The sequence below is a fragment of the Methylomonas sp. BW4-1 genome (assembly GCF_052474385.1).
Genome location: NZ_CP184125.1, coordinates 3,494,747 through 3,518,719 on the forward strand (window position 1 = coordinate 3,494,747; position 23,973 = coordinate 3,518,719).

Consider the following 23,973-nt stretch of genomic DNA (forward strand, 5'->3'; position numbering starts at 1 on the left):
ATGGCGTGTAACAGAGCCGATCCATGCCTCAACGGCGGGGCCTGGGGGATTTAGGTGATTTCACGCATTCCCAAACAAAATACGCCAAATCACGCATTTTAAACATCCGATTTCGAAGCGGCGCACTCCCCGGCTCGACCATGCGCATGAGCGTGAGCAACTGTAAGAAAATGATTTTATTTATTTTTTCAAAACCCCAAACAGACAAGCCGCCTAAATTAACGACTTCGGAGCAGTTCTTGCTTACTTTTGAGTTTGCAAAAAAAAGCGGGGCCGCTAGGCCGAAAGCATTAACGGCAAAGCGTAAGACCTTTTGTAAACTGGGCATGTAAAACTAAATCGATGAGCACAGAGTGTATTGACGACGGCCAACAAGACCTCACCCGCCTGTATCAGGACCACCACCCCTGGCTGCTGCAATGGTTGGAAAAGCGGGTGCAGGACCACCTACAGGCGGAGGATCATGCCCAAGATACATTTCTGCGCGTCATCGCCGCAAAAGACACACCAAGTCTCAACGAACCCCGCGCCTACCTGACCACTATCGCCAAACGCCTGCTGATCAATCACTGGCGGCGCAACAGCATCGAACAGGCTTACTTAGCGAGACTCGCGGCCTATCCCGAGGAGCGGGTCATTTCGGCGGAGGATAGCGCCATCGTGCTCGAAGTCTTGCGGGAAATCGACGAATTACTCAATCAACTACCGGCAAAAGTGCGTAAGGCCTTTTTGTTGGCGCAACTCGACGACCTCACCTATGCCGAAATCGGTCGGCAATTAGGCGTCAGTGACCGCATGGTCAGAAAATATATGGCGCAAGCCATGTTTCAGTGCTTAAGTGCAGGCTTTTAATCCCAGATGCAACAAAAACGCCCCCTGGAAATCGACCCGCGCATTCTGGCTGAAGCAGCCGAGTGGTTTGCGTTATTCCGATCCGGACGAGTGCAAGCCAATGAAACCGCGCAATGGCAAGCCTGGTTAGCCGCGCATCCCGACCATCAAGCCGCTTGGGGCAGAGTGGAATTTCATATCGAGCGCTTCAAAGCGCTGCCGCCCAAAGCCGCTTTAACCGCCTTGACGGCGCCGGATTTGCAGCGCCGACGCGCCATCAAACATTTGGCATTGCTCGGCGGCGTCGGCTTGGCGAGCTGGCAGTTTTCACGTGCTGGCTATTGGCAAGCCTGGACGGCGGATTACCATGTCGCCCAAGGCCAAATCCAAACGATCACCTTGGCGGACGGTTCAACAGTGGTGCTGGACAGCGGCAGCGCCTTGAACGTGGCATTCAGCGCTGATTTGCGGCGATTGCAACTGGTATCCGGGGAAATTTATATCGAGACCGCCAAGGATAACGCGGGTTGGCAGCGACCCTTTGTGGTCGATACCCAGGATGGCCGGGTTCTGGCGCTGGGCACCCGCTTTAGCGTCAGCCAACAAGCCGACCGCAGCGAGGTCACAGTGTTTGCCGACAGCGTGGAAATCCAGCCAGCCCATACGAACAGCCCTAAACAGCGGTTACATGCCGGACAAAATGCCCAATTTGCCGCTGATCGCATCGAACCCATACAGCCAAGCAAACTGGACAAACCCGCCTGGACCCAAGGCGTCATCGTCGCTGACGACATCCCGCTCAGCGAGTTTCTGCTACAACTGAATCGTTACCGGCAAGGCTACGTCACCTGCGCGCCGGAAATTGCCGACATGCGCATCATCGGCTCCTTCCCGCTCAAGGATACCGACAAAATCCTCTCGTCGCTCGAAACCAACCTGCCGGTCAAGTTAACTAACCCGCTGCCGTATTGGGTTAAGGTCTTGCCGCGTTAAGCGCGCCAGACAACTTAACATCGCTATACACCGAGTATTAGTTGACTGCACCTTGCTTGAGAAAATACCATACATCGTATGGCATACAGGCAAAAACAAGTATATTTCTCTCCTGAAAAAAACGCTTTGCTAAAAGCGGAAAGAGGGATTGGTTTTGAGGATGTCTTATTAGCCATTGAAATGGGACATGTACTCGATGATTTGGCGCATCCAAATTCTGAAAAATATCCCAATCAATCGGTTTTTATCATCTTAATCGCCATAAAAAATTATGTTTACATCGTGCCTTACGTTGAAGAAGAGAACAGCATTTTTTTAAAGACGATTATCCCTTCCCGAAAAATGAATAAACGTTACAACAAGGCGGCAAATGATGACTAAGCTAAATTTAGATGCTTTTGAACAAGACATTCTCGATAGTGTTGAAAACGATGAATGGCGCAGTAAAGGCAATATTCAGGAGCGCCTGGTAGAACTGCAAGATTTTTTGAAACACGAAAAGAAAAAATCAGTTTCCATCAGACTTTCTGAAAACGATCTTTATGCGTTAAAGAAAAAGGGACTGGAAAATGGCGTGCCGTATCAAAATATTATTCAAATTTTGGTGCACCAATATACGTCTAACAAAATCCATCTTGATGTTTCATGAGTGAGTTACTTCCCATCTCCTCAATCGACTTGGCCGTTCCCTGATAAGCCAGCTACATCATCCTGTCACGCATTTCGAAATGATCCTATCGTCTCGGTAATCGCTCCCAGCATCGCCCCACCTCCTGCAAATCAAGCTTACGTAGCGTGGCTCAAGGGCATGTTGGGGTGAGGCACGAACCCCAACACTTTCGATCAGTTTAGCTTTTATCGGTTGCTGATGGCTTTATGGGTCGCGGTGTCTCGCTTTCATGGTTAGCGGGTGGCTCAACGGTTGTCGTGTTGGGGTTCGAGGCGCACTCCACCCTACGCATTTACACCAAAAACTCAATTTTTTTACAAAAAAACAAATACTTAAAAAATATTTCAAATTTTTTCAATTTCCAGTTCCGCTTTTTCAGTCTCGATTGACATAGGTGATGACAACCGCATTTTTTACAGGAGATAAAACCGATGTCATCGACGCTACACACCAGCAAATCGAGCTTGGCACCCTCGCGATTGCACTTAGCCATACAAGGCATTCTACTGGCCTCCGCATTAACCGTATCCGCTCCCATCCATGCGGAAAGCAGTAACGGCCACGCCAGCATTAAGCGCAGCTACCATATTGGCGGCGGCTCGTTGAGTCAGGCCTTAAGGCAGTTTGCGACTAGCTCCGGCTTACTATTTTCAGCGGAAGCCACGTTGACCGACGGCAAAACCACTAGCGGGCTGGATGGCGAGTACACCATCGAAGAAGGCTTTAGAAAACTGCTGGCGGGTAGCGGTTTGACGTACAGCTTTACCGGTGAGGACTCGGTGGCTATCAAGGTGGTGGATTCGGGGAGTAATGCGGCATCGACTTTGCCGGCGGTGACGGTTTTGGGGAAGGCGATTTATGATTCAACCGATCCCTACAACCCTGATTACAACCGATCTCACGCATCCACGGCAACCAAGACAGATACGCCGATCATGGAAACGCCGATGTCTATCAAGGTTGTACCTAGAGCTGTGATGGATGATCAGCAAATTGTCTTATTTGACGACGCAGTCATTCGAAATGTAAGCGGCGTACAGCGTAATTTCGACTTCGGCGATTTGTACCAAGGCTTTATTGTTCGTGGTTTTAGTTTAGGGGCGAACATTTACCGCGATGGTCTCAGGCAAAACACGGGCTACTTCGAGCCTGCTGGCATGGAGCGGGTTGAGGTACTGAAAGGAGCAGCGGCCATGCTTTATGGTCGTACCCAGCCCGGAGGTTTGGTTAATTACGTTACCAAGAAACCACTGGATAAAGCGCATTATTCTCTGCAACAACAGTTCGGTTCTTACGACTTGTATCGCACAACGGCAGATGCGACAGGCCCAATTGACGACGATAAATCATTGCTATACCGTTTAAATATTGCCTATTCGAGCAACAACTCATTCCGCAATTACAACGAGAACGAGCGGATTTATGTCGCCCCATCCTTGACTTGGCGCCTTTCCGATCAAACCGAGATGACGGTGCAGCTCGAACACCAACATGACGACTATGTGATGGATTTTGGTATTCCTGCCGTCGGCAACCGTCCTGCGCAGGTTCCCAAAAGTTTTTTTGTCGGCGATGCGGCGGTTAACAATAGCTCCATGGATAGCAATCAAATCGCCACCATCATTTCGCATCGCTTCAATGACCACTGGAAGATAGAACACAAATTCAATTGGCATGAATGGACACACGAATTCAACTCGATTTTCCCGGCGGGCAGCATCAATGCCGACAAGCAAACGATCAATCGAGCCTTGATGACGGGGCCAACAGACAGGGAAAGTTTTGCCACCAATCTGGATATTTCCGGCGAATTCGACACCTTCGGCCTAAAGCATAAGCTCTTGATAGGGGGCGATTACTTTAAGCTTACCACCGATACCTATGACAACCATTGGACCTATGGTGTGATACCGGCGCTGGATATTTTTAATCCTAATAATCACATGCTGGATGCCAATGCGATCAACGCCGTACCAAACGACTTCTGGTGGCAGGAAAAAGATCAATGGTATGGTGTTTACGCTCAGGACCAAATCACCCTATGGGATAAATTGCATTTCTTGGTCGGCGCGCGTTACGACATCCTGGACTATGGTACCGGTTGTTGCTCGGAGCCAATCAGTATTGATGATAGAGAAGACAACCGATTGAATCCCCGATTCGGTATCGTTTATCAACCGTGGGAATGGCTATCCGTGTTCGGCAATTACGTGGAATCCATCGGCACCAATAACGGCTTAACCCCCACCAAAACGGTCAATAAGCCGGAAGTTGGCACTCAATATGAAATTGGATTTAAGACCGAGTTTTTCGACGGCCGTTTGTCGTCGAATCTCGCCTACTACCATTTAACCAAGGAAAACATGTTGACCGGCGTGCCGGGCCTGCCCTATAGAATTCCTGTTGGCGAGGCAAGAAGCCAGGGGATAGAGCTTGACCTGACCGGCGAGCTCACCGATTACTTGAGCCTGCTCGGCACTTATGCCTACACCGATGCGATCTTTACTAAAGACAATGACTTTGCACCCTGGGGAATGACATCCAAACAAGGGAATCGTTTACCCAATGTCCCAGAACACTCAGGCAGCTTGTGGCTAACCTTTCATCCTGACGAGCGCTTTAAAATCGGTGCTGGTATGTTTGCCCAAGGCCAGCGCGCCGGCAACAATGATACTACCTATGAATTGCCCGGCTTTGTGCGCGTGGATGCCATGGTGTCTTATAACTGGAAAATCGGCGGTTCGAAGTTGACCACTCAATTCAATGTCAACAATTTATTGGATAAGGATTATTTCCGGGGTTCACGGGTGCAGGATAGCACTGGAGCCTTGCCGGGAGAACCTATCTCATTTATCGGATCATTACGATTGGATTACTAGCTTCAAAATCATCTGTTTGCTCGTTTACCACTCGCGCGCGGTAGGACCGTAGGTTGGGGTGAGGTAACGAACCCCAACATTGATGGCCTTCAAATCATCGGTAATTTTGATGTCGCGTTGTCGGTTGTTTGCGGGTGGTTTTATGGTTGTCGTGTTGGGGTTCGTGCCTCACCCCAACCTACGCTCCCCAAACCGTTTGTCGTTTTCGGGGGAGGCGGTGCCCCACTCGGCGGGCAATGTGCCGGCGTTTATGTATTTATGGATGCTGGAATGTAACCAATCGGCTGGGCGGGTGACGTATCCGTGTTTGACGGGGTTGTAATGGATGTAATCGATGTGGTGGCGAAAATCGTCTTCGCCTTGGATGGTGTGTTCCCAAAATCGGCGCTGCCAGATACCGCGCTCGCCTTTGCTACGGCGGCTAGCGTTGATGCGTTCTGTTTTGGGGATTTGTCTGGAAAAACCGGCTTTGATCAGCATCCAACGGGTCGGGTAATCGGAATCATTGGGCGGCAGGGTAAATATGGCGTGCAAATGATCGGGCATGACTACCATGGCGTCAATTTGAAATGGATGGCGGCTGCGCACAATGCGAATGGCTTCGCGGAGCGCATCAATGTGTTCAATCAATAAGCACCGTTTTCTTTCCGCCAGGTTAACGGTAAAAAAATAACTGCCGCCTTCGATGAAATGACGTCGGTATAGCATGGTAGCCGTTGGGTTGGGGTTTAGGGTGTTTGGAAATATAGCATGAGAGTCATGATGAAAATTCGCCCGTTTTGGGTTTTGCTGCATCGCTACACAGGCCTGATGATGACGGTATTTTTAATCGTCGTCGGTTCGGCCTTTGCTGCTTGCTGATGATTTTATGGGGCGTGATGTCTCGCGCTCAGGTATGGCTGGCGGCTAAACGGTTGTCGTGTTGGGGTTCGTGCCTCACCCCAACCTACGCTCTCGGCGATTTTTCGCCTGTTCTCAAATTAAACCCAAAAACCCGGTCAAACCAAATGCCGCTCACATTCGATACGCTGATGCAAAACACGAATTACTCAGAGTTGTTCGGAACTCATGGGCGCCGAGGCACAGCTTAAAAGCGGCAATCTTTTTGATATTAGATGACGAACCACCACCCACCCTTAACTGCCGCGTTTTTACAGCACCAAACCGAGCTACAGCAATTTCTGTGGCGGCAGGTTCAGTGCCGGGAAGCGGCAGCCGACTTGTTGCAGGATACCTTCTTGCATATCGCCGAATACCCATTACAAGATGCTATCGGCAATTGCCGGGCGTTTTTGTACCGGGTGGCCGGCAATCTGGCTTTGGATTATTTGCGTCGCCAAGCTCGGCAACAGGCACGGGACGGCGGCGCTTTGGATGAACACTGGCAGTGCCCCAAGCCGCTGCCGGAGCGCTTTTTACAGGGCGAGCAACGATGGTTGGCGCTCGAAAGTTGGCTTTGTGGTTTACCCACACTCAACCGACAAATCTTGTGCTTGCATCGCTTGGACGGCAAACGTCACCCACAAATTGCCGCCGAATTAAAGCTCTCGACACGTCAGGTCGAACACCTCTTGTACCGAACCGGAAAATTGCTGGCAGGAGCCCGCCTGGACGATTATTGATATCTATCGGATATGAGATTTCACTTACTCCGACAAGAAAATAAGTCATATGCCACGATTTTTCTTAAACAATTGCTTACCAGCACAGGGTGCGTTGTCAAAACATCGGCTTGATTAGCGTTTTAGCCATAATCTAACCCAATGAATATATTGAGATTTTATGAAAAACACATGCCATGCTAAAACCCAAAGCCAGTTAAATGGAATATTTTTTGCTGTCCTACCAGGTTTTCTACCCAAAAAACCAACCCGATTGACTGCATTAAGCCAGCCTCGATCAAAAATGCATGAATACATTACTGGACAAACTATTCCGCAGACACGGCAAGGAGCTTCTGGCATTCGCTGAACGCCAAAGCAATGTCACAATCGCGGAAGATATTACCCAGGAAGCTTTTTTGCGATTAATGCAGCATCCCAATCTGCCGGCCATCGAAAACCACCGGGCCTATTTGTTCAAAACCGCCGCCAATCTCAGCAAAAACGCCTACGATCACGAACAGGTCAGGTTGCGGTATACGCCAGACGAACCGGTGGAGCTGGAGCAACTGGTTTGCCCACTGCCTGCGCCGGAAACGACGGTCGCAATCCAGCAGCAACTGGAGCGTTTTCTATCGGTTTTGCTGCAACTGCCGGAAGTCGTGCAGCATGCCTTTATCTTAAGCAAACTGGATGGTTTAAGTTACCCAGAGGTTGCCGAAGCACTGGGCATTTCCAGCAAATCGGCGCAACGCTATGTGTTCAAAGCCTGGCAACATCTTATTCAGCATCTGGGGCATGATTTTTTGGGTGATAATCTGACCCGATAAGCAGGACTCAACTGTCTTATTAGGTAAAGCGCAAACAAGACTGGCCAGATGAAATCCAAAACTTACAAACTCAGCGGTACGCCACAAGAACAAGCCGGATTTTGGGTGTTTACTCAACATTCTGACGAGTGGACGACGGCTGCAGAACAGCAGCTACAGGATTGGCTGGCACAAAATGACAGCAACCGCCTGGAATACGAGCGCGCACTCAAGCTTTGGCAACAGCTGGATCAACTAAAACCAGCCACTTTTCCGGCTCGGCAAGCGGCACAGGAAACTCGGGCAAAGCGCATCCAGCGCAAACAACGTATCCGCAAAGCGCAAACAACCGGGTTGATGGGTTTACTGGTTTTGACCACGACTTTTGGTTTAAATGACTATCGGCTAACCGATTACTATGCCACCGCAGTCGGTGAACGCAAGTCGATTGATTTGGCCGACGGCTCGCAAATCACCCTGAATACCGATACCCAACTGTCCGTGAAAATGACCGGCAACCGCCGGGTGATTGGTCTGGAAAAAGGCGAGGTTTACGTGAGTGTGGCCCATGAAATAGAGCGGCCTTTCGATGTGATAGCCGGCAATGGCCGTATTCATGATATTGGCACGCGCTTTAATGTCTATTCGGCCAACAACACAACGCAAGTCACCGTCACTGAAGGACAAGTACAGATCATTCCGGACAGCAAAATAACCGGAGCGCGTTGGCTGGATCATGTCATCAGCCGATCAGCATTTTGGCTGCACCTGAGCAGCACGCCGAAAAATGACGAAACCCCTGCATTGCTAGCAGGCCAGCAAATTAGCTACGACGACCAAGGCCAAGTCTATGCGCCGATTGCCACCAATGCTGCCAACATCATTGCCTGGCGCAGTGGCCGACTGGTGTTTGAGATGGCGCCTTTGGAAACCGTGTTAAGCCAAGTACAGCGTTATCACCAGGTCAGTTTTCAATATAGCGGTGATGCTATCAAACAGATCCGGGTATCGGCCAGCTTCGAAATCGACAACCTGCCCAAAATACTGAATACCCTGCAGGCGGCACTGCCGATCAAAACCGAGCAATTTCAAGATGGCAAGATTGTGGTTTCTGCGAACCGAGGTTGACAGGCATACAAACCAGCCCTTTGTCCCAAGAGGCTGATTAGCCCATCATGTTTACAGCCAAGGATTAAGCGCTTCAATACCTGCGTTGCTGAAGTCTCGAACATTACGAGTAACCAATCGACGCCCATGCGTTCGGGCAGTCGCGGCAATGATCGAGTCAAAGGCAGCTAGAGATTTCCCTTGTGCCTCTGCCTCAACCGTCATTTGCGCCCACACCTTTGCAACCCTAGTGTCAAATACCAGAATTCGATCTTCAAATCCGATCTCCAACTCTTGTAGCCATAGCGTAAGCTCAGATCGGCGCTTTGATTCTGGCAACCGGTTCACACCACGCTGCAATTCAGCCAAAGTCATCGCACTGATGCAAAGCTCGTGCGCTTTGCTAGCTTCAAACCACTGTAGGACTTTGGCATCGGGCTTACTCTTGACTAGCTCAGAGAGCGCACAAGTAACCAACATATATTTCACAAAGCCAGATCCCGAATCACTTCTGTGGATCGTTCCAACACTAAGGCCTCACCGCGTGGCGCATTGAGCAGGCAGTCCTTCAAACGCGGCAATTGACCGCTTAAGCGCCGATAATCGTCAACGGCCAAGATGACAACAGCCTCTTCACCGCGTCGAGTCACCAGTTGTGGGCCTTCTTTCAGGCTGAGCTCCACCACCTCGCTGAATCGGCTCTTCGCCTCTTGTAATTGCCAAGTATGCATCTATCTCTCCTGTCCAGTCATACCAGTTATGAGTATGAGCTTTATAAAATGGTGTGTCAAAACGCTAAACAACCTTCAAAACATGCTTAGACATAAGATCAATCAAAGCCCCATAGCATCCAATTCATCGAGCATTTTCAAAGCCTGTTTCGGATTGCCGCGCACCTGTGCAGCCATAAACCGTTGCCTGGCTTCATCTTCCGCCAGCGCTTGTGCGGAAAACTCAAACATTAATTTGTTAAGGCTAATGCCTCTAACTTTGGCAATATCTTTCAATCTTTCCGCCATGTCTTCAGGTAAACGAATGGATAAGGTAGTCATGATTCTAATAACCTCAATAGCTGTTGCGGTGTAACGACTTCAAAACCGATGTGCCTAAGTTCCGCATTGGCGAAGTCAGATAAATTGTTGGTAATAATGTAAGAAGCACGTGCGGCAATAGCCAATTCAATAAGGTGATTATCCGCTTCATCCTGCAAATTCGGCCGCCAAAGATAACGCGCGTCCACAGAGGTACAGACACTCGCAAAGCCATCAAGAAACGCCATCAAAGAAACCGATGTTTGATTGCATAAGGCTTGGATATGCTCACGATTGAGTAAATCCTGATATTCAAGATAAAGCGCGTTGCCAACAAAGGGCTGTAAATCCCCTTTAAGACAGCGCCGCAAAATTTCCCAACTTGGCCTGTCTTTCCTATCAGCCCTACTACCAATACATTGGTGTCGATTACGACGCTTATGATTCGTTAAATTGCTATCACATATGCGCACAAAAATATCTTAACTCAGGCCTCAGAGAGCCACTATCAAAAAACTTTCTCAATAATCTTGACCCAAGCTGACCAGATTTTCGAAGCTGAGCTGTCTTACTTAGTGAGCCGGAATAAACGGCACAGACCTTTCAGCAATCAGAGGATCAAGAATGAAAAAATTCACATGGAAACCGCGTCGCAGCCTGCTGGCACTGGCAATCCTGTCTGCAACCGGCACAGCACTTGCCGAATCGCAGACCCATCACCTGAGCATTGCCCCGCAAAGCATGAGTGATGCATTAAAAGCACTGGCAGCGGAAACCCACATCCAAATAGTCAGCGATGGTGATGCGCTGAAAGGCAAGCAAACCAGCGGCATTCAAGGTGACTTTACCGCGCGGGAAGCCTTGCAAAAGTTACTGGCCGGCACGGGGTTGACCTATACCTTTACGGCGGATGATGCGGTGGCAGTTAAAGCGGCTGAAAACGGAAGCAATGCGACGACGACTTTGCCGGCGGTGACGGTTGCTGGGAAGGCGGTTTATGATTCGACTGAAAGCTATTTAGTCGGAAATTCCATTACTGCAACAAAGACCGATAAGCCCTTGATGGATACTCCCGTAAGCGTCCAAGTTGTTCCTCAGCAAGTATTAAGTGACCAACAGGCGACAATACTTGAAGACGCCACCAAAAATGTAAGTGGTGTTCAGCGTGTGTGGAACGGTGAAGCCAATGGGCAAGATTTCGTGATTCGCGGCTTTGGTACACGTTATACAAGATTTAGAAACGGGCAAAGAATTTCAAACTTCAATACTGATATGGCCAACGTAGAACAAGTTGAGGTTTTGAAAGGTTCTGCGGCGATGTTGTACGGTAGGGTTGAGCCCGGCGGTATGGTTAATGTTGTAACTAAAAAGCCACGGGATGAAGCTCACTATTCATTGCAACAGCAATTCGGTTCTTATGATTTTTACCGCACTGTTGCGGAGGCAACTGGCCCCCTGACTGGTGACAAGTCACTAACCTATCGTATGGATTTTGGCTATACCGATAGGAATTCTTTTCGTGACTTTGTTAGTCAAAATCAGATTTTTGTCGGACCGGCATTGCATTGGCAAGCCAGTGACAAAACCGAATTCAATTTAAGCCTTGAATACACGGATCGAAAACTACCTTATGACACAGGTATTCCTGCAATTGGCAATAGGGTAGCTAATGTTCCAATTAATACCAATTATGGGCAACCAGGATTTAAATTTAACGAAGACCCAAGTGACAGCACTTTATTAGATTTTAATTGGTCTCATTCATTTAATGATAACTGGAAGATACAAAATGGCTTTGTCGGCAACTGGGCTAATTTGCATTACCGTAAAGTCTTAGTGGCAGTTTTTCAGCCTTTATTAGAGCAAGGCACTGATCCGATGCAGGTAAGGCGAGGGTCTCAATTTACTGATGACTCACAAGAAACCTACCTTACCTATTTTAATTTGAACGGTAAATTTAAAACAGGCGAAGTAAATCATAACGTTTTATTGGGAGGTGATTATTATTCTGATGAAACAAGATCGGGTGGTTTTTTTGGATTCAGCGCTACAAATGCGCCTTTCGATAGCCCGTATAAAATGCCAGGAGATTTTGGCGGAGGAAGCTTTGCATTCTCCCGAGTTAATCTTTATAGCCCAACTTATCCAAATTTAGATTTCAACGCTTATGAAAATCAGCGAATCAATCACCCAAACAATTTCTTCGTTAGTCAAACATCTTGGTATGGCCTTTATTTCCAAGATCAAATTTCCTTATTTGATGACAAATTACAAATATTAGGAGGTGGTCGTTATGATTGGGCACATCTTGCCTCAGGATCATCTAATTCATATACAAATTCAGAGGATATAAATGGCAACTACAATGGCTACGTACCGAGCTTTAATAACATTGCATTGTCAAAGCAAAATGAGGGATTCTTTAGCCCGCGTGTAGGTGTTCTGTATCGCCCATGGACATGGCTATCTGTATTCGGTAATAGGACAGAAGGATTTGGAACAAATAATGGAAGGTCTGGAAATGGACAACCATTAAAGCCAGAAACTACCGAACAGTATGAGGCTGGGTTTAAAACAGAATGGTTTGATGGAAACTTAACAACAAGTACTGCTTATTTCCATATTGATAAAAAGAATGTACTGACACTTGTTAGTGATGGCGGAATTTACGACACAATTGGTGCGGCTCGTAGTCAAGGAATTGAGGTTGACATCGCAGGTCGTTTATCAGACGGACTTAGCCTTATTGCCAGTTATGCTTTCACGGATGCACGCATTACAGCCGACGGTGGGGCGCCCGGAAATAATATTGGAAAGCGTTTGCCTAATGTTGCGGAACATTCTGGAAGCGCTTGGTTAAAATATGCTTTTCAACAATCATCGTTAAAAGGCTTAAGTGTGGGTATTGGTAGCTATCTTGCCGGAACTCGTGAAGGAGATAATGCAAATAGCTATAAATTACCAGGATATGTGAGGGTAGATACCTTTGCAGGTTATACAACGAATATTGGCCCAACAAAACTAACTACGCAGCTTAATGTAAATAATATTTTTGATAAAAGATATTATTTTACCGGAGCACCTTATTATGCAAATCGTGCTTGGAATTTACCGGGTGAGCCAATCACAGTTATGGGGTCTGTAAAATTAGAATACTGACCGTGTACCGTTGAGGACAGTAGTTGTCGTGTTGGGGTTCGTTACCTCACCCCAACTTACGCCCTGGATAAGCGAAGCGCATCCGGAAAGTTTGGTGGATGCGCACGGCTTATCCACGCTACCGATCGCTCATCAGGAAGGGATCATTTTTAAATCACTGTTAGGTTGCCGGTGGCTTGCTTACCAACCGAATAGCGTTGCTCGGTGCTCACGCGGGTCAACGTATAGCTTAAAAGCAGCAAAATTAGGCATGCCCGATGTTGAACGATCATTACCCACCCTTAACTGCCGCGTATTTACGCCACCAAACCGAGACTGCAGCAATTTCTGCTGCGCCAGGTCAATTGCCGGGAGGCGGCAGCCGACTTGCTGCAAGATACCTTTTTGCATATTGCCGAGTATGCTGGGCAGGATGCCATCACCAATTGCCGGGCATTTCTGTACCGGGTGGCGGGCAATCTGGCTTTGGATTATTTGCGCAGCCAAGCCCGGCAACAGTCGCGGGACGGCGGGGCGCTGGACCAGGACTGGCAATGTCCCTGTCCTTTACCTGAGCGGTTGGTGCAAGGCGAGCAGCAATGGTTGGCGGCCGAAAGCTGGCTGCGCGGCTTACCCGCGCTCAATCGGCAAATCTGGTGCTTGCGTCGGCTAGACGGCAAGCGCCATCAGCACATTGCCGCCGAATTACAGATCTCGGAGCGCCAGGTCGAGCGGGTGCTGTACCAAACCGGACGCATGTTGGCCGGCGCGAACTTGGATTGGTTAACTTGAGGGATAGCGGAAAGATTTAAGCAATGTTTGCGTTAGCCATTGAAGGATCGTCAACGCCATCATTGGCATGGATTGCCGAAATCCAGCGCACTAGGTGGTCTCCGGGTCCCGCCAGTCCGCCGGGACGACATCAACGATTAACGCGAACATGGCTAAGATTTAAGCCGTCACGCCAGCTTTTTGATGCCGACAAACTTATTCCCTGCCCCCAGTTCCATTTCAAAATGGCCCTGAATGCCGGTTTTGCTTAGATACCGCTGAATATTGCCCGCGGGAAAGACGATGCGCCGGCCGTCATCGGCAATCGTCACCACGGTTTTGGCGACGCCTTGATATACGGCCAGATATTGGTCGTAACTTAAATCAAGTTTGAAGCGAATGAATTGATTAGCCATAAAAAAGCCGCGCCGGTTTACCCGGCGCGGCAAGGGAGCGTTCTAACGCATGTTTTGCAAAGCGGCGATGCGTTCTTCCAAAGGCGGGTGGCTCATAAACAAGCGTTGTACGCCGCCGCCATTGATACCGAATGCGGCCAGTTCGCCGGGCAGTTCGGCAGGCTCATGCGCACGCTGTAACGCGCGCAATGCACCTATCATTTTTTGCCGGCCGGCCAAATTCGCCCCGCCGGCATCGGCGCGGAATTCTCGGTAACGCGAGAACCACATCACCAGCATCGAAGCCAAAATCGACAAGGCGATTTGCGCGACCATTTGCGTCACGTAATACGCCGGACCGTAACCACGTTCGGTTTTAAATACGACTCGGTCCACCACGTAACCGATGATGGTGGCGAAGAAATAAACGAAGGTGTTAACCACGCCCTGCATCAAGGCCATCGTCACCATATCGCCGTTGGCGACATGGCTAATCTCGTGACCGACCACCGCTTCCACTTCATCGGCACTCATGCTGCGCAGCAAACCGGTACTGACCGCCACCAAAGCATTGTTACGATTGGCGCCGGTGGCAAAGGCGTTGGCTTCCGGAGCATCGAAGATACCCACTTCCGGCATACCGATTCCGGCTTGCCGGGCTTGGCGCTCGACCACGCTGATTAACCATTGTTCGGTTTGGTTTTGCGGCTGCTCGATAACGTGCACACCCATCGAACTTTTAGCCGACCATTTGGACATGAACAATGAAATCACCGAACCGGTCATACCGATGACCGCCGACATAGCCAGCAAGCCTTCGATGTTCAAGTTGACGCCTTGAGCATCCAGTGCGCCTTGCAAGCCAAATATACTAAATATGATGCTGATCGCAATCATGATGGCCACGTTGGTGGCCAAAAACAGCAATATTCTCATCATGGCGTAACTTTCCTGTGTTGTTATAAAGTGGGTTTAATCTGGGGAGCCGAAAGATTAAATTCAAGACTATAGAGTGTTAACATCTGCCAAAGTTTACTTGAGGGACATAAAAATGAAAATTATAAAGTCGCTGTTGATGCTGTTTGCCGCTGTACCGGTTTGCTTGGCAGCCACCCCCGAACAAGAAGCCGTGCTAAAACAATTACGTCTGCCGCCGGGTTTTAATATCAGAATATTCGCCGACGACGTTCCCAATGCCCGGCAAATGGCGCTGGGCGACAATGGCGTGGTCTATGTCGGTTCCCGCCAAGGCAGCGTCTATGCGGTACAGGATAAGGATGGCGACGGTGTTGCCGAACAAAAATATCTGATCATTCAACAGCTCAATCTACCCAATGGCGTGGCTTACAAAGACGGCACGTTATATGTCGCTGAAATTCACCGCATCATTCGTTTCGACGAGGTTGGCCAGCGCTTGGCCAGCCCGCCCAAAGCGGTCACAGTATTCGACCAGTTTCCCTCCGACCGCCACCATGGCTGGAAATATCTGCGCTTCGGCCCCGACGGCAAGTTATACACCGCCGTCGGCGCGCCTTGTAACGTCTGCGACCCGGACAAACCGATTTACGGCTCACTAATTCGCCTGGACCCGGATGGTAGCGATATGGAAATCCTAGCGCGCGGCATCCGTAACACGGTGGGGTTCGATTGGGAAACCCGCAGCGGCCATCTGTTTTTCAATGACAACGGCCGCGACTATCTGGGTGACGACATGCCGCCGGACGAACTGAACGAATGGAACCAAAAAGGCGAGCATTTCGGCTTCCCATATTGCCATGCCGGGACCATTCCAGACCCGGAATATATAGGCGACAAGCAATGCTACAAATTCAAGGCCCCGGCCTGGAAATATAAAGCTCACATTGCCCCGCTCGGCATGCGTTTTTATACCGGCAAACAATTTCCGGACACTTATTTCCGGCAGTTGTTCGTCGCCCAACATGGCTCTTGGAATCGCACCGTGCCGCAAGGTTATCAGGTGAATGTGGTCAAATTCCGTGAAGGCCAAGCCTATAACGAACTACCCTTCATCAGCGGTTGGCTGACAGCGGAAGGCCAAGTACTAGGACGGCCGAACGACATTATTCAAATGCCGGACGGCAGCTTATTAATAAGCGACGACAGCCTGGGCGTCATCTACCGGGTAACCTACGGCCGATGAACGACAAACAATTTCAAATACTGGATACGCAGGTTGTTTATGAAGGCTTTTTCCGGCTGGAGCAATACACCCTGAAACACACGCTGTTCAACGGCGGTTGGAGCCCCCCTTTAAAGCGGGAATTGTTCCGCCGCGGCAATTGCGTGGCCGTACTGCTGTATGATCCGAACCGCGACGAAGTGGTGTTGATAGAACAGTTCCGCGTCGGCGCGGTCCTGCAACCGGAACGGGCGTGGCAGCTGGAAATTGTGGCCGGCGCCATTGAAGCAGGTGAAACCGCGGAAGAAGTCGCTTATCGCGAAGCCCGCGAGGAAGCGGGCTGCGAGATTGAAGAACTCATCGAAATAAAACAATTCTTCACCACGCCCGGCGGCTCATCGGAGTGGATTACCTTATTCTGCGGCCGAGTTGACAGCAGCCAGGTCGGCGGCATTCATGGCTTGGAAGAAGAGGATGAAGACATCCGCGTCACAGCCGTCAAATTCGACGAGGTATTTCAAATGCTGGAAGACGACAAAATCGAATCCGGCATCCCCATCCTTGCCATTCAATGGCTGTATATTCATCGTGAGCAATTACGCAGCCAGTGGTTGGCCGGACTTAATTCGCCTGCGTGGTAACTGCCACAGTGAACCGGACTCTAGCCCGCAAAACACAGCGGTCGGGCAAGCTTTAGCCCGCGTCCACTGGCAAGGCCAACAGGCGATACGCCTAGGTTTTGCCGGCTATCGCGTTTGTAATGTACCCGCCCTATCCAGCCATTTGCCGGCTTTTTCATTCAGCCAGGCTTGGGCAAACTCGTCTTTTTTAATCAGCATATCCAAAAATGCGCTGGACACGCTGGCGATGGCTGCCACTTGTTTATAACCCAAGTTCGGATCGCGGCGCTCTGTTTTGCCAAATAAGCCGCCGCCTGCACCGCCAGCGCTCATGCCGCGCCGCCCGCCGCCAGTGTGTCCGCTCGGGCCACCGCCAGAATCCATGCCGAAGTCTCCGCGCCTCACCCCGCTCAAGCCAAACCGTCCGCCCAGTTCATTGCCGGCCAGCAAGCGATGCCCGGCGCCGCGCAATAACAGCAGATATTTGCCGCCGGCGGGAGCCTGTTCCCAAACCGCCGTGCGCACGGCGGCGGAACTGATCGCGTAAGGATCGTTATCTTCGCTGCCGGTAATCGTCAGCATCGGCAGACGCAAAGCTTGAAACCGGCTACGCACATTGCCTTCCGCCAAATCGACCGAGGGGCTTAACACCATCGCCGCAACCGGCTTGAGTTGGTCCGCGCTCGGCAAACCGCTGCCGAAATTTTCGCCCAAAGCCGCCGTCACGGTTTGCGCCCCCAGGTCGTAGCCAGCCAGTATCACCTTGCTGAAGTCGGCGGACGCGTACAAGGGTTGCCGTAAGCCGGCGCGAGTTTGCAGCTGCGCATAGGCCCAAAATAATTGCGCCAAGCGAATTTTCAAATTCTCCACGCCAAAGTATTGATGGCCGACGTAACGCAATTCGCTTTCCCGAGCCGTTCGCGATTGCCGACGCGGCTTGTCACCAAACCAACCGCCGCCAGCCGGCTCCGGTCGCAACTCCATGTTTTCATCAGCCAGCTCCGCATTTTCGTCGTCCGGCATCTCCTCCGGGTCATCGAAACGCCGTTCCGCCTCCAGGGCCTTCAAGGCTTGGCTAACCGGCACCGGTTGCATGCTAAACACCAGATAGCCGGCCTTGGCCCAGGTTTCCCGCCACAAACGCCCGGCTTTCGCATCTTCGCCCAAGCTGGGCAGATAAATAATCAACGGGTAGCTTCCCGGCGTACTCGGCCCGACCAGTTCCACTTCCAGTTCCGTTTGCTGATAAATCCAGACATCGTGCGTAGCATCAACCGCAAAATTCCGTGCGGTTTTGTAGCCGCCATTGCCCAATACCTCGCTCAACTTTTCCTGCTGATCTTCCTGGCTGGGCAGCGGCGGCCTGGAGGAACAGGCGACAAACAGCAGAAGCGAGCAACAAAAAATCAAACGGCGTGACCTATTCATCCGGCTCTCAAACTCCCTAGACTCGTCATTCCCGCGCAGGCCGGAATCCAGCATAGCCGCGGGGCTCCCGCCTGCGCGGGAGCGGCAATATTTCAAGGCCTGGGAAATAAAAAATTTATAAGCTTGGGACATGACTTTGCAACTCCGGCAAAAAATCGGCGACAGGTGATCGAGAGCGGCATTATCGCCGACAGAGGTATCAATCGGCGCTGGTAAATTGTAAAAATGGGTAAACCCGTCTGAGCCGGCTAAAGGTGCGGATCGCGCTGCAAGACGTCCAAGGCTTGATCGAAAGCAAACACCTCGACATGCCGCATCAAAGACGCGACACCCTCGTGGCCGAAAGCTTGCCGTAGTTGCTCCCGGTGGTTTTGTACATAAATTTGGGATTGAATATTGCCCTCCTCCAGTAATATCCGAAGGCCTTCGACCACCGCACGCAGAGCTTCCTCGGAATAGGTGGACGGCGAAATCTCTTGAAGCGCGCGTTCAGCCGGCAACACATCGAGAATCTGCTTAATAAACAAGGCGAGTTGCTCAGTCAATTGTTTGAGCGGACGCTGCAAGGAATCGGCCGCAGCGGCTGCTTGCTGTTTTAAGGCCATTTCGATGCCTTCGGCGGTCTGCCGGATGTGGGTTATTCCCAAAGTTGCGGCACTGCTTTTAAGGGAATGCGCGGCTCTTTGTGCGGATTCCCAATCGCCCACCGCCAATAACTGCCGGATATTGTCGGCTTCGGCCGCATGCCGCTGCGCGAAATGGCGTAACTGGCGCAAATAAAACGGCAGCTTGTTTTGTAGATTGTGCAAACCGGCCTGTAAATCCAGGCCCGGGATATTCGCCAAGCGCTCGTGCAGGGCCGCGTTGCCGTCGTTTTGCTCATCCGAGGTTTTATGAACTTGGGCCGATTGTGCGGGCGGCAAAGGCGGCATCCAGCGTAACATCACGTCGTACAGCACCTCAGGATTGACCGGTTTAGGAATATGGTCATTCATCCCGGCGCTCAGGCAAGCACGTCTATCTTCGTCGAACGCATTGGCGGTCATGGCCAATATCGGCGTCTTTTCCCGCCCCGGCATGCGCCGAATCACCAAACTGGCGGCGATGCCATCCATCTCCGGCATTTGCACGTCCAGCAGAATCAGGTCGTACAGCTGTTTAGCGGCCATATCGCAAGCGATGCGGCCATTTTCAGCCAAATCGACCACTAAACCGGCCTCTTGCAACAACTCCAGCGCCACTTCCTGATTGATCAGATTGTCTTCGGCCAACAACACCCGCCGGCCTTTCAGGCTGGATAGGTCAGGACGCCGCGTATCAGCAGGCGTTTTTTGCCGCCATCCCGACAGCACGCCGGCTATCGTATCGTGTAAGGCTGACAGCGTCACCGGTTTGGCGAGATGCCCAACAATCCCGGCGCTGCGCAACTCCTCGGCGCTACCGTCGTAACTATAGGCAGTCACCAGGACAATTTTCGGTAAGGACTCGCCAAGCATTTCGCCGATTCGGCGCGCGGTTTGAATGCCGTCTATCCCCGGCATCATCCAGTCCATCAACACCAGATCGAACGGTGAATCGGCCTGCTGAGCATCCACAATATTTTGCACGGCCGCCAAGCCGGAATCGGCCACGCTCACCCGCGCTTCGAATCGCGTCAGCATGTGGGCGATGGCTTCGCGGGCCTCGGCCACATCGTCTACCACCAACACTTTTAAACCTTTACGAATATCCGGCTTAGGCAATTGCTGCGCGGAACCCACGGCATATTCGAACGGCAGCTCCAACCAAAACGTACTACCGCGTCCCAACTCACTCGCCACTCCCACCGTGCCGCCCATCATTTCGATCAGGCGTTTGCTGATAGCTAACCCCAAACCTGTGCCGCCAAAGCGGCGCGACGTGGTGGAATCCGCCTGCTCGAAGGCTTGAAATAACCGGCTGCATTGCTCGGCATTCATACCGATGCCGGTGTCGCTGATTTCGAATCGTGCCACAATCCCCACCGGATTTTTGGCTATCAATTTAGCCCGAAACACGATGTGCCCAGCATCGGTAAACTTGACGGCATTACTGGCAAAATTAAGCAAAATTTGCCCCAGCCGTAGCGCATCGCCCCGCAACACCGCCGGTAGCGCCGGGTCTATGCGGTTAATCACTTCCAAACCTTTTTCGGCGGCGCGGTCGCAAATCAGGTCGTTCAAATTTTTAAAAACCTGGTCAAGATCGAAATCGCCGATGTCCAAAACCAATTTGCCGGCTTCGATCTTGGAGAAATCCAGAATGTCGTTGATGATGCCCAGTAAATGCTGGGCAGCGACGGAAATCTTGGCGAGCTGCTCACGCTGCTTGGCATCCAGCGTGGTATTTTGCAGCAAATGCGTCAAACCGATAATGGCGTTCATCGGCGTGCGGATTTCGTGGCTCATATTCGCCAAAAATGCACTTTTCGATACATTGGCCACTTCCGCCGCTTGCATCGCATCGGCCAACTGTTCGGTGCGTTCAACGACCAATTCTTCCAGATGTTCGCGATAGTTCTCCAACTCTTGAAGCATCTGTTTCTTCTCGGTGATGTCGTCCTTGATCGCCATGTAATGACTAATCCGCCCGTCTTGCTGCCGAATCGGCGCCACGATAGCCGATTCCACAAACTCGCGGCCATCCTTGCGCTTATTGATAAATTCACCCTGCCAGGACCGGCCGTTAGTCAAATTATCCCAAAGCTCGACGAAATACTCGGGCTTGGTCTTGCCCGATTTCAAAAGACTGGCTTTTTGGCCCAACAGCTCCGCGCGCGAATAGCCGGTAGTTTGGATCACCGCTTCGTTGACGTATTCGATGCGCGCGTCCAGATCGGTGATAACGATGCTCTCAGGACTTTGCTCGACCACCAGAGATAATTTGCGTAGCGTCTCTTCCGCACGCTTACGCTCGGTGATGTCCACCAGCGACGCCAATAAATTGTCGCCCATCGTAATGCCGGAGATGATCGCGGTGCGCACTTCGCCGTTTTTACAGGTCACCTGATATTCGTGGGACTCGATTGGGGCCTGCTGCTCTGCCGCGCGCCGCTGCAAATTCTGCCAGTTGTCGAAAACCGATTGCCGATAAACCGGATCGGGATACGCCTTGCGCCACCAATCTTCGACGGTTGGGATATCGGACAAGGTATAACCAAAGGAGCGAGCGATAGACTGGTTCAAAGCCAACATGGTACCGTCGGCGGCGACCAATGCCATCGGCACCGGCGCCACATCGAACAACCTGCGGAAATTAGCCTCGCTTTCCCGTAACGCGGCCTTGATACGCTTGCGCTCCGTGATGTCGCGCACTATCTTCGACGCGCCGATGACCTTGCCGTCGCCATCTTTGATCGCCGAAATCGTCGAAGCGACCTCGATCCGGCTGCCGTCTTTACGCACCCGCTGGGTTTCGTAATTGCTGATCCGCTCTCCGTTAAAAATCCGCTGGAGCAAGTCGGCTTCCGTGATCACCAGTTCGGCGGGAAACAGCAGCGTGATCGGCTGACCAATAATTTCAACGGCGCTGTAACCGAAGATACGTTCGGCCGCGGGGTTCCAACTGGTAACGATTCCGTCCAAATTTTTGCCGATAATCGCATCGTCGGAAGAATTGACCAACGCTGCCAACTGGGTACGTTCCGCCACCAAGCCCTGCTCAAGCAATACGTTCGCCGCTTTCAGGGCCTGCTCGACCCGCTCACGTTCAGCCACTTCCTGCTGCAACTGGGCGTTGGCCTCGCGTAACTGCGCCGGACTGGGCAATTGCAGCGCTTTGGGAATCAGCGGTATCAGCACCGCCACCGTTATCACCGAAACTATCGCCGTCACCACTTTGGCAAAAGCATCCAGTCCGTAAAGTGGTTCCCAAATCACCACCACATCCATCAGATGCGTCGTACCGCAGGCCAGAATGAACACCACAAACAACCACAACACCCGGACATACGGAAAATCCTGCCGATGCCGCGCGAAATAACCCAAGGCAACCGGCAGCAAAAAGTAAGACAGAAATATCAGGCCATCGCTGATCACAAACGTCCACAACAAACCCGGCGACCAGCTCAGACAATAGCCATGCGGCATAAAATTATTGTCGGTCAGAAACTTTAGAATGTCATTCATGGCAGGAAGATCGGTAATAGTGATTTGCACGATTTAGGGAACTTGAACGACATACCGTCGCCCCGTATCCGTTAGCTAACGAATACCCCCATTTGGATTCTCTAAATCCGATACAACTAAACATAGCAGCTAGCCCAAACAGCGTAAGGTTTAGCCACTTTTTATGTGGAATTAAATGCTGGCAGCAGGTAGATGGTTGGGGGGAATACGCTTGGATTATTGACCCGGCCCTATTTATCACGGATATGCCGTTCGGGCTGAGTGCCCCGGTGGGAGGCAGGGGAAAGTCCCAGCCGAATTTGCCAAGACTGCCCAGCAAGATCAGCATCAATAGTTAATCTAGTGCATTTTCTTGGCGCGAGGTAACCTGAAGAGCCGATGATTCCGTCCAAGAGTAATTACGTTGATAAATGGGGATAACGAATTGCGGTGATTTTCTTAAGAATTTTAGTAGGTTGGCTTCCGTGGCTTTCATTACTATCCCTTGTCCTGATATTTTTCCAAGGCTCGCATGAACTCTGTTCTGGCGTTGGGCCTGGGGTGACCTGTTTGCATCAACCCCCGTTCGAAGTGTTCCAACCAGCGTGCCAATGCCGCCGCTTTACCGAAGTCACCTTCATCAACGCCATCCAGGTAGGCGTCAGGGTCATATAGCCACTGGTCTGGCTCCCAAGGTTGGGGACGTTTTCGAAACAGCCAGTCGCGCCGATAGGCATAGGGTAATTCTGCCAAATCGGCGATAAAGCGTTGGCCTTGGCAAAAATCGCTAATATCGCCTGCCGTTTTGTTGCCTCTCAGAAAGACGCCTCGCTGGTTCTCGGTCATGGCAATACATGCGGCTAAATCCGCTCGCGACTTCCAGTATTTGCTGCACCAATTACTGCACAGATGATAGCGATAGACGGATTCATTGCCATGTTCGGCGAAGGGCTCTTTCAGAATTAAGAGCACATCTTCCTGACATCTTATATCCGTCGACCAGACCAATTCGGCCAAGATAAATTGATCGCTATCGGCAACCAGATTGGTTAAAAATTCTCGGTAAGCTTCCGGCTGCTTGTAGAAGTCGTGAGTTTTGTAGATTTGGTTATCCACACATTCCAGCCATTCCAGACGCACCGCGAATAGTTCGGCAACTGCGGTCAAAATTTCCGGGGTTAATTTGTTCAGTAATTTGTCATCTTGCGCGACATCAGCCAGAGTGAGATCGTGGCCGAAAAAGCGTGGTATCTGGTTGCGATGTATGCCGTGTTTCTCAAATAACAAGACAAAGCGGCTAGCAATGGATTCGGGGTTTTGTTTCCCCGAGCGGGCATTTCGGTATCGATCACGGAGCGAGAAAAAAGCTTCAATCTGATCCAGCATTAATAAGCTCTCGAACATTCAATCCACCGATAGATACGCATAAAGTTCGC

General features: G+C 50.9%; 23 protein-coding genes. 12 read left to right on the forward strand and 11 right to left on the reverse strand.

What is annotated here, in order from left to right; translation table 11 throughout:
- Positions 1-28 precede the first annotated feature (28 nt).
- Entirely contained in the window at positions 29-328 is a 300-nt protein-coding gene (locus ACH5Y9_RS16175; protein ID WP_445366822.1) for a hypothetical protein, read from the reverse strand.
- A gap of 14 nt (positions 329-342) precedes the next feature.
- On the opposite strand from ACH5Y9_RS16175, the gene ACH5Y9_RS16180 reads away from it, so the two are divergent.
- The 5 genes from ACH5Y9_RS16180 to ACH5Y9_RS16200 all read left to right on the forward strand — a co-directional run bounded on the left by ACH5Y9_RS16180 (position 343) and on the right by ACH5Y9_RS16200 (position 5,373).
- Complete coding sequence (locus tag ACH5Y9_RS16180) at positions 343-852, forward strand: sigma-70 family RNA polymerase sigma factor (RefSeq protein WP_445366823.1); 510 nt, start codon at positions 343-345, stop codon at positions 850-852.
- A 6-nt stretch (positions 853-858) separates the two neighbouring features.
- Positions 859-1,824 (forward strand): FecR domain-containing protein, encoded by a 966-nt coding sequence (locus ACH5Y9_RS16185; protein ID WP_445366824.1) that lies wholly within the window; start codon positions 859-861, stop codon positions 1,822-1,824.
- A gap of 78 nt (positions 1,825-1,902) precedes the next feature.
- Entirely contained in the window at positions 1,903-2,205 is a 303-nt protein-coding gene (locus ACH5Y9_RS16190) for a BrnT family toxin (protein ID WP_101052155.1), read from the forward strand.
- Positions 2,195-2,473 (forward strand): hypothetical protein, encoded by a 279-nt coding sequence (locus ACH5Y9_RS16195; protein WP_445366825.1) that lies wholly within the window; start codon positions 2,195-2,197, stop codon positions 2,471-2,473. Before ACH5Y9_RS16190 ends, ACH5Y9_RS16195 begins: the two co-directional genes overlap by 11 nt.
- 452 nt (positions 2,474-2,925) lie before the next feature.
- Entirely contained in the window at positions 2,926-5,373 is a 2,448-nt protein-coding gene (locus tag ACH5Y9_RS16200; protein WP_445366826.1) for a TonB-dependent siderophore receptor, read from the forward strand.
- Positions 5,374-5,541: 168 nt separating this feature from the next.
- Here ACH5Y9_RS16200 and ACH5Y9_RS16205 read toward each other — a convergent pair whose 3' ends face one another.
- Positions 5,542-6,081 (reverse strand): REP-associated tyrosine transposase, encoded by a 540-nt coding sequence (locus ACH5Y9_RS16205; protein WP_445366827.1) that lies wholly within the window; start codon positions 6,079-6,081, stop codon positions 5,542-5,544.
- A gap of 407 nt (positions 6,082-6,488) precedes the next feature.
- On the opposite strand from ACH5Y9_RS16205, the gene ACH5Y9_RS16210 reads away from it, so the two are divergent.
- The 3 genes from ACH5Y9_RS16210 to ACH5Y9_RS16220 all read left to right on the forward strand — a co-directional run bounded on the left by ACH5Y9_RS16210 (position 6,489) and on the right by ACH5Y9_RS16220 (position 8,911).
- A complete protein-coding gene (locus ACH5Y9_RS16210; RefSeq protein ID WP_445366828.1) occupies positions 6,489-6,995 on the forward strand; it encodes an RNA polymerase sigma factor in 507 nt (168 codons plus the stop codon).
- A gap of 287 nt (positions 6,996-7,282) precedes the next feature.
- Positions 7,283-7,804 carry an RNA polymerase sigma factor gene (locus ACH5Y9_RS16215; protein ID WP_171696361.1) on the forward strand — a complete coding sequence of 174 codons (522 nt, stop codon included), beginning with the start codon at positions 7,283-7,285 and terminating at the stop codon, positions 7,802-7,804.
- Positions 7,805-7,852: 48 nt separating this feature from the next.
- Positions 7,853-8,911: a FecR family protein gene (locus ACH5Y9_RS16220; RefSeq protein WP_445366829.1), complete on the forward strand. Its 1,059-nt coding sequence runs from the start codon at positions 7,853-7,855 to the stop codon at positions 8,909-8,911.
- Between the two features lie 51 nt (positions 8,912-8,962).
- On the opposite strand, the gene ACH5Y9_RS16225 is transcribed toward ACH5Y9_RS16220, so the two are convergent.
- The 4 genes from ACH5Y9_RS16225 to ACH5Y9_RS16240 form a co-directional block, all read right to left on the reverse strand.
- The gene (locus tag ACH5Y9_RS16225; protein WP_445369899.1) at positions 8,963-9,370 is read right to left on the reverse strand and encodes a type II toxin-antitoxin system VapC family toxin; all 408 of its coding nucleotides are present in this window, start codon (positions 9,368-9,370) and stop codon (positions 8,963-8,965) included.
- Between the two features lie 5 nt (positions 9,371-9,375).
- Positions 9,376-9,621, reverse strand: coding sequence for a type II toxin-antitoxin system Phd/YefM family antitoxin (locus ACH5Y9_RS16230; protein WP_033157050.1), 246 nt, complete (start codon positions 9,619-9,621; stop codon positions 9,376-9,378).
- Positions 9,622-9,723: 102 nt separating this feature from the next.
- The gene (locus ACH5Y9_RS16235; RefSeq protein ID WP_033157051.1) at positions 9,724-9,942 is read right to left on the reverse strand and encodes a ribbon-helix-helix protein, CopG family; all 219 of its coding nucleotides are present in this window, start codon (positions 9,940-9,942) and stop codon (positions 9,724-9,726) included.
- Positions 9,939-10,394 (reverse strand): PIN domain-containing protein, encoded by a 456-nt coding sequence (locus ACH5Y9_RS16240; RefSeq protein WP_445366830.1) that lies wholly within the window; start codon positions 10,392-10,394, stop codon positions 9,939-9,941. The genes ACH5Y9_RS16235 and ACH5Y9_RS16240 overlap by 4 nt, the downstream gene beginning before the upstream one ends.
- A 151-nt stretch (positions 10,395-10,545) precedes the next feature.
- Between ACH5Y9_RS16240 and ACH5Y9_RS16245 the strand changes: the two genes are divergently transcribed.
- Positions 10,546-13,080 (forward strand): TonB-dependent siderophore receptor, encoded by a 2,535-nt coding sequence (locus ACH5Y9_RS16245; protein ID WP_445366831.1) that lies wholly within the window; start codon positions 10,546-10,548, stop codon positions 13,078-13,080.
- 366 nt (positions 13,081-13,446) lie between these two features.
- Positions 13,447-13,851: a sigma-70 family RNA polymerase sigma factor gene (locus ACH5Y9_RS16250; RefSeq protein ID WP_445366832.1), complete on the forward strand. Its 405-nt coding sequence runs from the start codon at positions 13,447-13,449 to the stop codon at positions 13,849-13,851.
- 167 nt (positions 13,852-14,018) lie between these two features.
- On the opposite strand, the gene ACH5Y9_RS16255 is transcribed toward ACH5Y9_RS16250, so the two are convergent.
- Together ACH5Y9_RS16255 and htpX are read right to left on the reverse strand one after the other, a co-directional pair.
- Positions 14,019-14,246, reverse strand: coding sequence for a DUF2835 domain-containing protein (locus tag ACH5Y9_RS16255; protein WP_205453501.1), 228 nt, complete (start codon positions 14,244-14,246; stop codon positions 14,019-14,021).
- Positions 14,247-14,288: 42 nt separating this feature from the next.
- Positions 14,289-15,164 carry a protease HtpX gene (gene htpX, locus ACH5Y9_RS16260; protein ID WP_445366833.1) on the reverse strand — a complete coding sequence of 292 codons (876 nt, stop codon included), beginning with the start codon at positions 15,162-15,164 and terminating at the stop codon, positions 14,289-14,291.
- Between the two features lie 112 nt (positions 15,165-15,276).
- Between htpX and ACH5Y9_RS16265 the strand changes: the two genes are divergently transcribed.
- Both ACH5Y9_RS16265 and ACH5Y9_RS16270 read left to right on the forward strand, forming a co-directional pair.
- Positions 15,277-16,386: a PQQ-dependent sugar dehydrogenase gene (locus ACH5Y9_RS16265; protein ID WP_020484992.1), complete on the forward strand. Its 1,110-nt coding sequence runs from the start codon at positions 15,277-15,279 to the stop codon at positions 16,384-16,386.
- Positions 16,383-17,006, forward strand: a complete 624-nt coding sequence (locus tag ACH5Y9_RS16270) for an NUDIX domain-containing protein (protein WP_445366834.1) — start codon at positions 16,383-16,385, stop codon at positions 17,004-17,006. Before ACH5Y9_RS16265 ends, ACH5Y9_RS16270 begins: the two co-directional genes overlap by 4 nt.
- Positions 17,007-17,111: 105 nt before the next feature.
- On the opposite strand, the gene ACH5Y9_RS16275 is transcribed toward ACH5Y9_RS16270, so the two are convergent.
- The 3 genes from ACH5Y9_RS16275 to ACH5Y9_RS16285 all read right to left on the reverse strand — a co-directional run bounded on the left by ACH5Y9_RS16275 (position 17,112) and on the right by ACH5Y9_RS16285 (position 23,941).
- The gene (locus ACH5Y9_RS16275) at positions 17,112-18,413 is read right to left on the reverse strand and encodes a hypothetical protein (protein WP_445366835.1); all 1,302 of its coding nucleotides are present in this window, start codon (positions 18,411-18,413) and stop codon (positions 17,112-17,114) included.
- A gap of 248 nt (positions 18,414-18,661) precedes the next feature.
- Positions 18,662-22,558: a PAS domain S-box protein gene (locus ACH5Y9_RS16280; RefSeq protein WP_445366836.1), complete on the reverse strand. Its 3,897-nt coding sequence runs from the start codon at positions 22,556-22,558 to the stop codon at positions 18,662-18,664.
- Between the two features lie 477 nt (positions 22,559-23,035).
- Complete coding sequence (locus ACH5Y9_RS16285) at positions 23,036-23,941, reverse strand: hypothetical protein (RefSeq protein ID WP_445366837.1); 906 nt, start codon at positions 23,939-23,941, stop codon at positions 23,036-23,038.
- Positions 23,942-23,973 lie beyond the last annotated feature (32 nt).